At 36.8% G+C, this 14,438-nt stretch carries 14 protein-coding genes and 2 pseudogenes; all 16 read left to right on the top strand.

Annotation, left to right across the window (positions count from 1 at the left end):
• Positions 1-24: 24 nt before the first annotated feature.
• Complete coding sequence (locus CELL2_RS01500; protein ID WP_038033769.1) at positions 25-1,251, top strand: sugar transferase; 1,227 nt, start codon at positions 25-27, stop codon at positions 1,249-1,251.
• Complete coding sequence (locus tag CELL2_RS09765) at positions 1,230-1,358, top strand: hypothetical protein (RefSeq protein WP_255327267.1); 129 nt, start codon at positions 1,230-1,232, stop codon at positions 1,356-1,358. Before CELL2_RS01500 ends, CELL2_RS09765 begins: the two co-directional genes overlap by 22 nt.
• A complete protein-coding gene (locus CELL2_RS01505) occupies positions 1,355-2,362 on the top strand; it encodes a glycosyltransferase (RefSeq protein ID WP_038033768.1) in 1,008 nt (335 codons plus the stop codon). The genes CELL2_RS09765 and CELL2_RS01505 overlap by 4 nt, the downstream gene beginning before the upstream one ends.
• 2 nt (positions 2,363-2,364) lie before the next feature.
• Positions 2,365-3,102, top strand: a complete 738-nt coding sequence (locus CELL2_RS01510; RefSeq protein WP_039446194.1) for a glycosyltransferase — start codon at positions 2,365-2,367, stop codon at positions 3,100-3,102.
• Entirely contained in the window at positions 3,099-3,473 is a 375-nt protein-coding gene (locus tag CELL2_RS09870) for a glycosyltransferase (RefSeq protein WP_039446195.1), read from the top strand. The genes CELL2_RS01510 and CELL2_RS09870 overlap by 4 nt, the downstream gene beginning before the upstream one ends.
• The gene (locus CELL2_RS01520) at positions 3,461-4,567 is read left to right on the top strand and encodes an EpsG family protein (protein WP_038033765.1); all 1,107 of its coding nucleotides are present in this window, start codon (positions 3,461-3,463) and stop codon (positions 4,565-4,567) included. The genes CELL2_RS09870 and CELL2_RS01520 overlap by 13 nt, the downstream gene beginning before the upstream one ends.
• A gap of 125 nt (positions 4,568-4,692) precedes the next feature.
• Positions 4,693-4,941: a glycosyltransferase gene (locus CELL2_RS09875; protein WP_369700512.1), complete on the top strand. Its 249-nt coding sequence runs from the start codon at positions 4,693-4,695 to the stop codon at positions 4,939-4,941.
• Between the two features lie 19 nt (positions 4,942-4,960).
• Entirely contained in the window at positions 4,961-6,151 is a 1,191-nt protein-coding gene (locus CELL2_RS01530; RefSeq protein WP_038033762.1) for a glycosyltransferase, read from the top strand.
• 4 nt (positions 6,152-6,155) lie between these two features.
• Positions 6,156-7,321, top strand: a pseudogene (locus tag CELL2_RS01535) (nucleotide sugar dehydrogenase).
• A gap of 365 nt (positions 7,322-7,686) precedes the next feature.
• Positions 7,687-8,887 (top strand): annotated as a pseudogene (locus CELL2_RS01540) (glycosyltransferase family 4 protein).
• 54 nt (positions 8,888-8,941) lie between these two features.
• On the top strand, positions 8,942-10,009 hold the full coding sequence (locus tag CELL2_RS01545) for a glycosyltransferase family 2 protein (protein ID WP_081980985.1): 1,068 nt from the start codon (positions 8,942-8,944) through the stop codon (positions 10,007-10,009).
• A 234-nt stretch (positions 10,010-10,243) separates the two neighbouring features.
• Positions 10,244-10,594 (top strand): polysaccharide pyruvyl transferase family protein, encoded by a 351-nt coding sequence (locus tag CELL2_RS09770; RefSeq protein WP_039446196.1) that lies wholly within the window; start codon positions 10,244-10,246, stop codon positions 10,592-10,594.
• 23 nt (positions 10,595-10,617) lie between these two features.
• The gene (locus tag CELL2_RS01555) at positions 10,618-11,331 is read left to right on the top strand and encodes a polysaccharide pyruvyl transferase family protein (RefSeq protein WP_256380511.1); all 714 of its coding nucleotides are present in this window, start codon (positions 10,618-10,620) and stop codon (positions 11,329-11,331) included.
• Positions 11,332-11,358: 27 nt separating this feature from the next.
• On the top strand, positions 11,359-12,780 hold the full coding sequence (locus CELL2_RS01560) for a lipopolysaccharide biosynthesis protein (protein WP_038033757.1): 1,422 nt from the start codon (positions 11,359-11,361) through the stop codon (positions 12,778-12,780).
• A gap of 143 nt (positions 12,781-12,923) precedes the next feature.
• Positions 12,924-14,111 (top strand): glycosyltransferase family 4 protein, encoded by a 1,188-nt coding sequence (locus CELL2_RS01565; protein ID WP_038033755.1) that lies wholly within the window; start codon positions 12,924-12,926, stop codon positions 14,109-14,111.
• Complete coding sequence (locus CELL2_RS01570) at positions 14,108-14,428, top strand: glycosyltransferase family 2 protein (RefSeq protein WP_039446198.1); 321 nt, start codon at positions 14,108-14,110, stop codon at positions 14,426-14,428. The genes CELL2_RS01565 and CELL2_RS01570 overlap by 4 nt, the downstream gene beginning before the upstream one ends.
• Positions 14,429-14,438: the final 10 nt, after the last annotated feature.

Raw genomic sequence — 14,438 nt, forward strand, 5'->3', positions numbered from 1 at the left:
AATTGACGAAGAGGAGGAGACAGATTGAACGGGTTAATCCTCATAGATTTCCTGGTAGTTTTCTCATTCAACCTCCTCTTTTTTAACTGGTTCTCAGCGATCCTGTTCACTGTAAGTTTGACACTCTCTTTTTTTGCCTTCAGGCTCTACGACACAGAAAGCCTTCAAAGTTACAACGAACAGCTGATAAGAACCGTAGTGGGAACGATAGCTGGTTTTATCATCGTTTTGATGTTCTACCCCTTGTTTGAAAACGAAATAAACAGATACCATTTCTTCGGGAACTTCCTGTTCTCCTCGGCAGGGGTTCCCGTTTTAAACGTTCTGGTGCACAGGCTGTTCACAAAAAAACTACCCGTGAAGAGATATCTCGTTCTGGGAAGAAGAGAAGAGATCGAACCTGTTCTGAAAGAGATCGAAGAGAAATCCCTTGGAAGATACAGATTCGTCGAGTACATCAATCCCTCCGTCGAGACGGTGAAAGCAAAGCAAAAACTCTACGACGCAGTTCTCCTCGCAGATCCTCAGTTCGAACACATCTTAGAGAAAGTCCAAGTTGAGAACTTGGAATACCTTCCAAACCTTGTGGAAAAGACACTCAAGAGAATCTCCCTGAAGGTTCTGGAAAAGTTCAGAGAGTACTACGAAGTTTGCTTCAGCGCTGTAAGTGACGACTCTCCGGCAAAAAGAATCCTGGACATCGCTGTCTCTCTGATCGCCCTCGCTGTCTTCTCTCCCATCATACTCGTCGTTGGTATAATTATATACCTGGAAGATGGAAGGCCCGTTGTGTTCAGGCAGAAGAGGGTGGGAAAAGACGGGAAAACTTTCATCATCTACAAACTTCGTTCCCTGCGAAATGGAAAGATCGACCCAGCAAATCCAAACAGAGCTATAGAGGAAAGACCATTGAGAGTGGGAAGGATCATTAGAAAACTGAGAATAGATGAGTCTCCACAGTTTCTGAACGTCTTGAAAGGTGACATGAGTGTGGTCGGTCCTCGTCCTGAGATGGTTGAGTTTCATAACATGATGAAAGAACAGATTCCTTTTTACAATATGCGTCTGCTCGTCAAACCGGGTATCACCGGTTGGGCACAGCTGAACTACAAGCACACCACCACACTTGAAGATTACAGGAAGAAGACAGAGTACGACCTCTGGTACGTGAAGAATAGAAACATCTTCCTTGACCTTCGAATCATCCTGCAGACATTGGAGGCTGTGTTATGGCGGAGAGGGGCGAAGTAAAAGCTACAGACATACTCATAGTGAGTAAAGCCTACTATCCAGAAATCGGAGGAGTTGAGACTGTCGTTAAAGTTCTAGCAGAGTCATTGTCGCACAAAAAAAAGTGACAGTACTTACCTTTAACAAGTCTAACCTCTTAAGTAGGGAAGAAACAAATGGAATTGAAATTATCAGATTGCCAAGTATTTTTCGTGGAAAAACAGTAAGGATTTCAATAAAATTCAGAGAATTGTTTTTGAAGATATCTCGGAGAGCAAGGCAAATTATTTTTAATTTTCCCACTGGACAACCTGAATTGTATTATTTGCTCTACAGGAAAATCCAGAGTGAAAAAATATGTGTCTATCATGCTGATATAGTTGAATATGGAGTAATAGGTGCTGTGTACAATCTTTTTTTCGTTAAACGATTCTTAGATTCAATGGACAAGATAATAGTCACATCACCAAATATAGTTGAGAGTTCCAATATCTTAAAAGATTACAAAGAGAAAATAGCGGTGATCCCCTTGTTTGTCGATACTTCACATTTTTATCCAAGAAATCCTAATAAGCGTGAATACCTCGTATCTTTGTTTCCAAAACCACCTGAAAAAATAGTTCTCTATATCGGTCGCCTTGCGAGATACAAAGGATTGGAGTACCTAACAAGAGCCATGACAATGCTTGAGGAAAAATATGGTTTAGTGATAATTGGAAAAGGTAGAAAAGAAGAAGAATTAAAACGATTTGCTCAGAAGCTTGAGGTTGAGAAAAGAGTTGTCTTTTTGGATCATGTTCCATACGATGAGCTACCAGAGTACTATTCAGCTGCTGATGTGTTCGTGCTCCCATCCATTAGCAGAGCTGAAGCATTTGGACTGGTAGGACTGGAAGCGATGGCATGTGGAACACCTGTTATAACCACAGAACTTGGGACTGGAACAAGTTACTACAACATTCACGAAAAAACAGGACTTGTGGTTCCACCGAAAAATTCAAAAATTCTTGCTGAATCTATAAAAAGAATTTGTGAGAGTGATTGGAAAAATACAAAAAAGGATATTATTATCAAACGTGCAAAAGAGTTTTCCCTTGAAATGTTCAAGCAGAGAATCGAGGAGGTTTTATAGTTGTGAAGATTTTCATAGACGGATCTTTTTACAAGGGAACTGGCATTGGAAGATACTATTCTAATCTCCTTAAACTTATAGCAGATGAAACTGATTGGGAAATATACACAACTGTTCCAATATTGTTCAAAGAAGATTGGCTTTCGGAATTTGGCAAATACTCTAACGTAAGACCTGTATTCATAAAACAAGGAAGGTTCAACTTGAGGGATTTGTATTATACAAGTAAAGTTGTCAAAGAACTCGAAAAAAACGGTTGCAAAGTATTCTGGTTTCCACATGTAAATCTACCTTTCTATGTTCCAAAAAATACAATAGTGACTGTTCATGACTTATGTCCTTTGACAGCCTGGTGGGACCGCAATATTCTAAAGAAATATTTGTTTTTGTTGTTCTTGAAAAAGGCAGTTGAAAAATCAAGATTCATCGTAGTTCCATCTAAGGCCACAAGAGATGAATTGCTGAAAAAATTTCCCCAATCTAAAGAAAAGGTAAAAGTGATCTACAACTTCTTGTCGCCCGAATTTGTTCATAAGTGTTCTCAGAAAACTGAACCAATCATAAAAGAAGACTATATTCTGTTTGTAGGCAACAGAAAAAAGCATAAGAACCTGCGGAATCTTATTTTAGCTTACTCTCTCATAAAGGACGAAATCAACTGTAAGCTTGTAATAGCCGGGGGTAAAGATAAAGGAAAAAGGTTGACGAAATCGATAGACTTATCGAAGAAAAAGGATTGAGTGATCACGTAATACAAATTGTAAGTCCATCGGACGAAGTGATAATAAATCTATACCAGCATGCGAAATTATTTGTCTTTCCGTCGTTCTACGAAGGGTTTGGTTATCCACCGCTTGAAGCGCTTGCATGTGGTTGCCCAGTTATCACTTCAAACATACCTGTTTTGCGTGAAATTCTGGGGGATGAAATAGCAGTGTTTGATCCTTGGTCCGTAGACGAAATAGCATTAAGCATAAAAGAAATACTATTACAAGGAAAACCTAAAAGCTTTCAAAATACTCTTTTTAAATCGTTTTCTTCTTATAGGCTCGGAAACTTGTATTTGAACTTGATCCAGCAATTGGAGGATTCAAACACATGGAAAGAATAAGATTTTTCTTTGAAATGGGATTTTATATATGGCCTTATCTTCTCGTCATCTTCATTTATCTACTAATTTTTGCATTTCCAAAATTCTTTCGAAAGTACTTGTGGTACCTGGTTTTGAGTGTGATCATATTTTTTGGTGGTTTCAAAGACATTATGAGTCCTGATTTTGTAAGGTATGAAGCGATGTATAGAAATTATAAAGCACTTTCTTTTACCAGTATAGAACCATTTTTCATTTTTCTTTCAAGCTTATTGAATTCAGTACATGCAAATTTTTATGCTATGAGTTTTATAAACTTCTTATTAACAGTTTTGTTTGTAATACTCGGTGCAAAATTGTTATCTAAGGATTACCTATATTCCTTCTTTATTTATCTGACAATTCCAGGATTCTTTTTGAACACCTTTGTAGAAATGAGACAAACTTTAGCAGTGGCAATATTTTTCTTTGCAATTGGATTGTTTTTGACGGGAAAGAAAAGGGTTTCATGGATATTCTTTATATTTGCTTCATTCGTACACTATTCAGCTATCTTTGCAACTGCACTATTCTTTATTGTTTATCGGCTACTGCGTAAGAAGTACCCCATGTGCTACTATCTTGGATTTTTAACAATAGGGGTGTTAATAGGACAACTTGAAATCACGAAATATATTCTAACTCTTTTTCTCCCGGTGTTTCCCCGCAAGTATTGGGCTTATATCTTTGCAAGCGAAACTGTAGATCCCTTAAAAGTTACCATCTATATGTTATTTTGTGCATTATTGATATTTGTGTTCTGCTATTCTACAAAGAAAACGGATTACTATAGAAACATAACAATTACTCAGTTAAATTTGCTGATTCTAGGAAGTTTTATAATTTTCTCTAGTCATAATCCAGTAATAACAAGGCTTGCGTATTATTTCCTGATATTTCAATTATCCGTAGTTCCAAATATCTTAAAATCCATCAGGGACCCTCATGAACGATTACTATGGCTGTATTTATTTACCATTTATTTTCTAACTCAGTATGTATACGGTTTGTTTTTCATTCCAATAGAAACCGGGGAGTTTGTATTTATACCATATAGGAATATTCTCTTCAAATGATTCTTGTATTCAGACTGGATAAACCTGGTATTAGGGATATTATTCTAATGATCTTCATGACACTATCAACGATGTTTTCGCTACGAGAAGATAAAACCTAATCAATAAGGAGATGCTTTAGTATGATGCGGAAAACTGCTACTATCTTGGTGAACTATGACGGTTTCCATCACACAATAGAATGCGTGAAAACCCTTCTCAATCAAACCGTGCCACTACATAAGATAGTGGTCGTTGATAATGCTTCTCCTAACAATGACTATGAGGTTTTGAAGGAAAAGTTTTCAGACAATTCCAGTATAGTTGTATTGAAATCACCCAAAAGCAGAGGTTTTGCTCATTGTGAGGATTTAAGATTAATGACCTTGAACTAATTTGGCAAGGAGGTATAAGATGAGATTACTATACATTAGCCAGTTTTACTATCCCCACGAAAGAGGGGGTGCAGAGATATCTCTGAGAATACTTGCTGAAAATATGGCTCACAGTCACAAGGTGTTTGTTTTTACTATAGACAAACATGATTCAGAGGATACCATAAGCGACGTTTTTGTTATAAGACGTTATATTCCGCATCTTTCAGAGACGTTATTCAACTTGCCAGCCAAGCAAAGTAAGATAGCAAGTTTGAAAATCCGTTTATCAATGGTCCTTGCCTCATACCATAAAAAACTCATAGAAGAATTAGAGCGAATAATTAATGAATATAATCCAGATATTGTTCATCTAAACAATGTAGTAGGGTTCCCTTTGAACAAGATATATACCTTGCTAAAAAAGAGAAATATAAAAATAGTACAGTCAATCCATGATAATTTTTTACTGGGCATTACTTCTACAGGAAGAAAAATACCAATTTGGCATGCTTACATAGCAAGAGTGGTCTCAAGAAGTGATGTGGTTCATTTCCCATCCGGCACAATGATGAAAAAATTTGGTGAAGATATATCGACCAGGAAGATTGTCATTCCAAATACTGTTGGAAAAGATTTCAATGAAAGAGAGTGGATGAACCTCATCAACAGGAAAAAGGATGAAGAAAATCTATTGAGAATCATTTATGTTGGAACTTTTTCAAAACATAAAGGGGTTCACATTTTAAGTGAATGGTACGTAAAAGCTTATGAAACTTTCCGTGGAAGAATTTACATGACTCTCGTGGGTGATGGACCATTGAGGTCATATTTGGAAGAATCTCTGAAAGACTTCATTGAAAAGGGAAACGTACAGATCACGGGATGGTTACCTCATGAAAAGGTCGAATGTCTTATGAAGGATCATCATATTGTAATCTTGCCTTCTTTGTGCCAAGAAACGTTCGGTAGAGTGCTTGTGGAAGGTTTTTATAATGGATGTTTACCAATAGGAAGTCATTGGGGGGGCATTCCTGAAGTCATAGGAGACAGATCTCTGATTTTTGAGGATTACAATGGGTTCCTTTCAATATTGAACAAGTATTTCTATAACAAAGATGCGTGGTTTGAAAAAATGATGGATTTAAAAGAGCACATGCTGGAATTCTCACTAACATCTCACATTAAAAAGTTTGAAAATCTCTATGAAGATTTACTAAGGGGAGGCTGATATTGTGCCATGGAAAATAACAGTTGTCGGAGCGGGATATGTTGGATTATCGCTGGCAGTATTCTTGGCTCAGCACAATGAGATAACGGTTTTAGATATAAACCCTCAGAAAATGAGTATGATAAAACAAGTATAAGAGATCCTGACATCGATTATTTTCTGAGAAACAAAACCTTACATCTAGAAGCTACTCTGGACAAAGAAAAAGCCTACAGTAATGCCGACTACATAATCATTGCCACTCCAACTGATTACGATCACAACAAAAATGGCTTTGATACAAGTTCTGTGGAACAGGTTCTGGAGGATGCAATCAAGTACAATGATAAAGCTCTCATTGTCATAAAATCAACAGTTCCCGTTGGATTTACAGAGAACATGAAAAAGCGGTTTAACACAGACAGGATAGTGTTTTCACCAGAATTTCTTAGAGAAGGAAAAGCACTTCATGACAATTTATATCCTTCCAGGATAGTGGTGGGAGAAAAATCAGAAAGGGCAAGAAAATTCGCAGATCTTCTGCTTCAAGGAGCCATAAAAAAAGACGTCCCCGTTCTTCTTACAGGTTCATCAGAGGCCGAGGCTATAAAACTTTTTTCAAACGCTTATCTGGCAATGAGAGTGGCTTTTTTCAATGAATTGGACACCTTTGCTGAACTCAAAGGATTGAACACCAGAGAAATCGTAGAGGGAGTTTGTTTGGATCCAAGGATAGGAAACCACTACAACAACCCCTCTTTTGGCTACGGAGGATACTGCTTACCAAAAGATACAAATCAACTTGCCGCTCAATTCAATGGAATACCTCATGAAATTATAACTGCTATTGTAAGGTCGAATCAAACCAGGAAACGTCATATAGCTGATATGGTTATAAAAAAGAAACCAAAAACTGTGGGTATTTATCGGCTCACCATGAAAAAAGATTCCGACAACTTTAGAAATTCCTCCATTCTCGATATACTGGATCTTTTGAAAGAGTATGGTCAATTTAGAATTATCATTTATGAACCACTGATAAAGGAAAAGACTTTCAAAGAAATTCCTGTGGTCAACAACTTAGAAGAATTTAAACAAATGTGCGACCTGATCTTGGCCAACAGAATGTCGACCGAATTGAATGATGTGAAAGAGAAGGTTTACACTAGAGATCTGTTCAACAGAGATTGAGAGAACAGGAGTAATACGAGATTTATATAATAAATTTGTTAATAATTCGAAAGAAAGTGTATTGTTTATGCTAGAATTGTTCTAAATGTTGAGGTCGATGATATAGGAAATTAGCAATTGTTATCATCAATCAATTAAAAATCGTGGAACAAGATATTTCAAGAATGATTCATGAGACCATTAGAGGGTGTGCTGAAGCAATAATAAAAGCCCAAGAAATGTAATTAATCTAAGAAAGACTATTGAATTCGGTTTCAAGTATGAAGGAATCAGAAATAGTTTCAATTAGATAAGTTAAAAACTTGTTGTAATATCTTGGGGTCGCTTAATTAACTGAGATCAAAAACGTCGCAGGAGGGAAAAAGTTGAAAGCGTTAGTAATAACCAACATCTTCCCAATAAAGACAAATCCATTCTCCGGTATCTTCATTGCCAAAAGATTGCAGGAGTATCAAAAACTCGATGTCGACTTCACAGCCGTTTCGCTGGCGTTCAGGAATAAAGGAAGCATTCTAAGCCTTCTAAGAAGCCTTCTACGCAAACCTTCTGAAGTCCCTCTTGAAGGGCTGGAAGGAGTGTCTTTCAAGCCTGTTTTTGTTGAAAGAGGGCTTTTTGATGTAGTTGTTCAGAAGTTCTGGACAATGAAAAGAGCACTTGAAAACCTCACGGATCGATTTGCTGAACAGGTCGTTCAAAACTTTCCAAAACACACTGTCATCCACGCACACGGGATGTATCTTCCCGCACCAGCAGGTGTTGTTGCAAGGAAGGTCTCTGAGATCTGGAACGTTCCTTACGTTGTGACGCTTCATGGAAGCGATGTGAACCTGAACATGGCAAGACGTGATGTGAGAGATATATACCTGGAAACTCTAGAAAACGCCGCAAGATGCATCTTTGTAAGCAGAGCACTTCTTGAGAAGGCAAAATCTTTTGGCTATTCTGGTCAAAACGCAACTGTGATACCAAACGGGTACGACCCGGATGTGTTCAAACCCATGGACAAAAACACCGTGAGAAAAGAACTTGGAATATACAAAGAAAACACACACTACGTGGGCTTTGTAGGAAACCTCATACCGATAAAGCGAGCAGATAAACTGGGAGAGATATTCCATCTCATTGCAAAAGAGATACCAGAGATGTTCTTCATCATAGTTGGAGATGGGCCGTTGAGAAAAAAAGATCGAAAAAGAAACGAAAGGCTTGAACATCATCTTTACAGGAAGACTTCCACAGAAAGATGTGGCAAAGTACATGAACGCAATGGATGTGATGATGCTTCCAAGCAGAGAAGAAGGTTTTGGTGCTGTTGTAATAGAAGCCCAAGCTTGTGGAACATGTGTGATTGGAAGCAGCAACGGAGGGATACCAGAGGCGATAGGATTTCCAAAATGCGTTGTCGAGGAAGGAGATCAGTTTGAAGAAAGATTCGCAAAAAGAGTGGTTGAAGTTCTAAAGGAAGGATACGATATGAACAGAATTCTGGAGAGAGTAAAAGAATTTACCTGGAAAAATATAGTGGGAAAGGAAATAGGTGTGTACAGGCAAATCTTGCGTATTTGACACAACTGCTTGGATTTCATTAAGGGCAAGAAGGTGAAAGAGGAGGTTAGATACATGTTTGTAAGCTTCGTAATACCTGCTTATAACGTGGAGAAATACATATCCAGGACACTTCGAAGTTTGCTTTCTCAAACGGATAGGGATCTTGAGATAATAGTTGTTAATGATGGTTCCACAGATCAAACAGAACAAGTGGCTTATGAAGTACTTTCTAACAGTGGTTTCAAAAACTATAAGATCATCTCTAAAGAAAATGGTGGTCCAAGCTCTGCAAGAAATAGAGGTTTGAAAGAGGCTCAAGGACAATACGTGATCTTTCTTGATGGAGACGATTATATTGCACCGACTTTGGTAGAAGAATTGAAAAAAGCTTCATCCATAGAAAAGGCTGATGTTTTCTGTTGGAAATTTTTAATGGTTGATGAATCAGGCTCTGCTTTGAAGAAGCAGTTCCCATGGCAATTTAGTGGCTCTTATAATTCATTAAATGGATTTGTTGTTCTTCGAAAAATTTTAATTGAGAAGCAACTATGGATATGGACCGGTAGTGCTGCTTATTCCAGGGATTTTTTGAATCGAAATGGTTTGGTTTATGATGAGAGATATTACACTGGAGAAGACCTCGCATTTGAATGGGAAGTCCTTTTGAAAAACCCAAAAGTGCTTGTGATTAATAAAGTATTATCCTTTTATGTTCAACACCCTGGTTCAATAACTAAAATGAACGACTTCAAGCTTTTTGATTTTTATTTTGCTATTAATAAACTTTGTGAGGATTACAAAGGCTTGAAAACAACTAATGAATTTATAAACGATATATTACAAGCTATCAAAGAGTGGTCACTTTTCAATTTCCTGTACAATGTTCGATGTTATTTAGAAAGAAACTCTATCACAGCTGGAAGATTCCTGAAAAATTTACGACAAAATTATCCTAGATTATATCAATTGGTACTAAGTGACGTTAAATCTATAAAAAGGCTGATTTCAAAGGTTACATTCAGACAAAAAATCTATTTTTGGTTATTCAAGATCTCCCCTTATGTTTCTTTGAATACCTGGTCTTACCTTTCAAGGTTAAAAAATTTTTCTACAGTAAAAATGAAGTGTAGAGGATTATAGTTTCGACTCCTTGGAGTTGAGCAAAAATTGAGTTATCTAGCAAACAGAATAGGAGGTTGTTTTTTATGAGTAAAGATAAATCTCGCATACTACTTGTAACTATTGTTCGGGTTGCTTCGTATGTTACAACACTTGTCCGGTAAAAACCGTGGATATGTTCTTTCTGAAGAGGTTTTTTATACTCCTAAAATTAACGAAGGTTTGTGTACAAATTGTAGAAATGGAGGTGAAACTATGAAATTTTTATTAGAAGCTTATTTCGATAGAAATTTTGGTGACGATATAATGGTTCATATGCTATTATCGAAATTTCGCGACATAGAGTTTTTTGTCAATGTTAGAGATAGAACATTTATATCAGATTTTCTTAAATATAAAAATTTCAAAGCAGTCGATAATAAGAAGCACAAGATAATAAAAGATTGTGATGGAATAATATGGATTGGAGGATCTATTTTTCAAATTCACAATTACAGATATCTATACTATTACTTTAAAAAATTGTTATTCTACTCCTATATCAAGTTATTAGGGAAAAGGATAATAATATTGGGATGTAACATAGGACCAGTTAGGAAAAAATAGGATGGTTTTTTATCAAGCAGATAATAAAAATATCAGATCTAATAACTGTTAGAGATAGGAAATCATATGAATTTGTGTCTAGAATAAAGAAAAGAGGGAATTACTATTTTTTTCCCGATATAGTCTTTGGATTTGAAGCTTCCCCCTTAAAAAAAGAAAATACTAAAAGTTCTGCAGAAATTCTTGGGATAAGTGTTTATAGGTCAATAGTCTATCCAGAGAAAAATTATAATTTTTTAGTTCAAATAGCTCGCCTGATTGAAGAATATATTTCTAAGACTGGAAATAAAGTGAGACTTTTTGCATTCGATTCTGGCAGTGAAAACGATACACTTTCAGCTATAGAAATTTTCAAGTTAGTAAATCATCCAGAAAAACACAAAAAAATTGAAGTTGTGATTTTCGATGGCGATATACAAAGCTTTGTGAATAAATTTTCGGAATGTTCTTATATTATAGGTACTAGATTTCATTCAATTGTTTTATCTCTAATACAAAAAATACCTTGCTATCCCATCATCTATTCAGAAAAAACTGAAAACCTTCTTGAGGATCTTGGTTTTTCTGGAAAAAAGATATTTTGGGATAAATTAACCACAAATGAGGTATTTTTCTTGTTAGATCAAATTTTGAAAAAGGTAGATTGCTTTGATAATGCAAATATTGACAAAGCAAGATCCTTAAGTAAGCATTTCGACGTTTTGAAGGATTTTTTAAACAATTTCACACATAAATAGAGAGAGTTGAATCATGGAGGTTCTTAAATGAAACAATACAAGAAACTAGCGGTAAATACTTTTCTTTTCGCTATAGGAAATATTGGTTCACGGAGCATAAGTTTCTTGATGTTACCAATTTTTACTAGATACATGATCCCAGAGGATTTTGGCAAACTGGATGTTATAAACACAACTGTTTCGCTGTTAGTTCCTATCCTTTCTCTCCAGATCATTGAAGCGGTTTTCCGATTCGCTGTCGAGCTTCGCAAAGAACAAAAAAGCGAAGATCTTCTATCCTCTGCTATCCTTTTTTCGACAATTGCAATTGTTTTTTCTTTATCTCTTTATCCAGTTCTCATAAAAATAAGCGTTTTTTCAGAATACAGAACTTACTTCTATGCAATTTTCTATCTAACAATTCTCAGGGAAATCGTCAGACAGTACATCCGTGGCATAGAAAAAATAAAACTATATGTTCTCAGTGATATTCTTTACTCTCTTGTTTTTATAATCAGTAATTTGATTCTCCTTGTTGGACTTAAACTCGGTATAAAAGCGTATCTTCTGTCAAATATTTTTGCCTCATTGGCTTCTTCGCTTTTCATAATAGTATTTGCTGGTTTGTACAAGCAGATTCGTTTGAAACTGAACAAAACACTTTTGAAAGAGATGCTTGCTTATTCTGTACCTTTGATGCCCAACGGTATTATGTGGTGGATTGTTACCGCAGCAGACAGGTATATAATCGCATATTTCCTTGGATACGAATCGACAGGTATTTACTCTGTGGCAGCAAGGTTTCCAGCATTACTGACTGTGCTGTACAGCATTTTCTTTCAGGCCTGGCAGCTTTCAGCAATGGAAGAATACGGCAAAGAAAGCTACAGCGTCTTTTTCGGAAGGGTCTTTGGTGTGATTTCAAGTGCTATGTTTCTCTTATCTTCGTTGTTTTTCTTGATTGTTAAACCCTTTATGAATGTATTTGTTGGTAAAGCTTTTGCAGAAAGCTGGAAATATGTACCTTTCCTTTTCCTTGGAGCAGTTTACAACACTTTTGCTACCTTTTACGGTGTAAACTACACGGCCTCGAAGAAAACTATTGGCGCTTTTTCAACTTCAGTCATCGCGGCAGGAATAAAGCTCATGTCCATACTTGCGTTGATAAGATTCCTTGGTATTCAAGCTGCTTCTGTTTCTTCTTTTCTGGCATACATTTCCATGTGGCTTGCGAGGATCTACCACACAAGAAAACTGGCACAGGTGGAAATTGATAAGAAACACTTGACCTTTTCAAGTATACTCTTGATCTGTCAAACGCTTGTCTTGTTGCTTGTTGAAAACACAATCCTCATGTATACGTTCCAAGGAATAATAGTAGCAATTTTGCTTGTATTACAAAGGAAATATCTCAAACAGGTTCTACAATTTGCCAGATCTGTGTTTCGTGAAAGGAACGCTCGAATTTAGTGATTGATTCCGATATGCTTCTTGTATTAGCAAAAAGAAATCCCCTGCAAAGGGGATTATTTTTTAATAACTGCTTTTGAGATATCATAAAATAGGATTTCACGCTCCACAAAATCTAAGAATACCGGAGGCAATCTCAAAACATGAACACTCTCCTCATCACCAATCTTTTTCCAAAGGTTTCAAATCCAAATTCAGGCATCTTCATTGTTCAGAGATTGAAGCATTACAAGACCTATGGTGTGAACTTCGACGCTGTTTCACCGGCCTATGAGAACAGTAAATCGGTATTTCTATTGAAGAAACTCTTGAAGAAACAGGATGGAGAATATCCATTAGAAAAACACGAAGGAGTGAAGTTCAAACCTGTTTTGATCCATCGAAACTTGCATACAGTACTGATGAACAAAATCTCTCGAATCTATTTTGTGAAAATTGCAGAGCGATTTGTCAGAGCTATCGAACGATCGTTCGATCTCAGAGAGTACGATCTGATTCACGCTCATGGAATGTACAGTGTCCCAGCGGGTTTGATAGCAAAGATCCTGGCAGAAAAGTATGGAAAACCTTTTGTTGTTACTCTCCATGGAAGTGATGTCAATATCCTTATGCCACACAGAAAAGAGATATATGTAGACGTTCTTGAAAAGGCATCAGCCACCATATTCGTCAGCAGAGCACTTCTTGAAAGAGCAAAATCTATGGGATTTTCCGGCAAAAATGCTGTTGTAATTCCAAATGGCTACGACGAGACGATATTCAAACCCGTGGACAAAGAAGCTGTAAGAAAAGAACTCGGGATACACAGAGAGGGCTACAGGTACGTGGGCTTTGTGGGAAATCTCATACCGATAAAGAGGGCAGATAAGTTGGGAGAAATATTCCGTCTCATTGCAAAAGAGATACCAGAGACTCTCTTCATCGTAGTTGGAGACGGGCCGTTGAGGGAAAAGATCGAAAAAGAAACGAAAGGTTTGAATATAATCTTCACAGGAAGACTTCCACAGAAAGATGTGGCAAAATATATGAACGCAATGGACGTGATGGTGCTTCCAAGCAGAAATGAAGGGTGGCCCTGTGTCGTTCTTGAAGCGCAGGCCTGTGGTACATGTGTGATTGGAAGCAGTAACGGAGGGATACCAGAAGCGATAGGATTTCCAGAGTACGTTATTGAAGAAGGAGATCAATTCGAAGAGAGATTCGCAAAAAGAGTGATTGAGGTTTTAAAAGAAGGATACGATGTAAACAGAATCCTGGAAAGAGCGAAAGGATTCACTTGGAAAGAAATTGTGAGGAGAGAAATAGATGTTTATTTGAAGGTGATAGAATGAGATTAAAGAAATTAAAACTTCTAGTGGGAATTCCCACTTTAAACAGAGCCAAGCAGCTTTCAAAAACACTGGAGTCTATCTCCAGGAATACAATCATTCCTGATAAAGTTCTCATCGTTGATCAAAGTGATAATGATGAAACATGGAAAGCAACAAAAGAATTTATGGATAAGTTGAACATAGAATACCTTAAAGTTGACTATAAAGGATTGACGAAAGCTCGAAATGAAATCCTTGAACGTTCGGGGGATTTCGATGTAATTACATTCCTTGATGATGATGTTGTGCTTCACAAAGATTACCTAGAAAAATCATAGGAACATTTGA

Source organism: Thermotoga sp. Cell2, from assembly GCF_000789375.1.
GTDB lineage: Bacteria > Thermotogota > Thermotogae > Thermotogales > Thermotogaceae > Thermotoga > Thermotoga petrophila.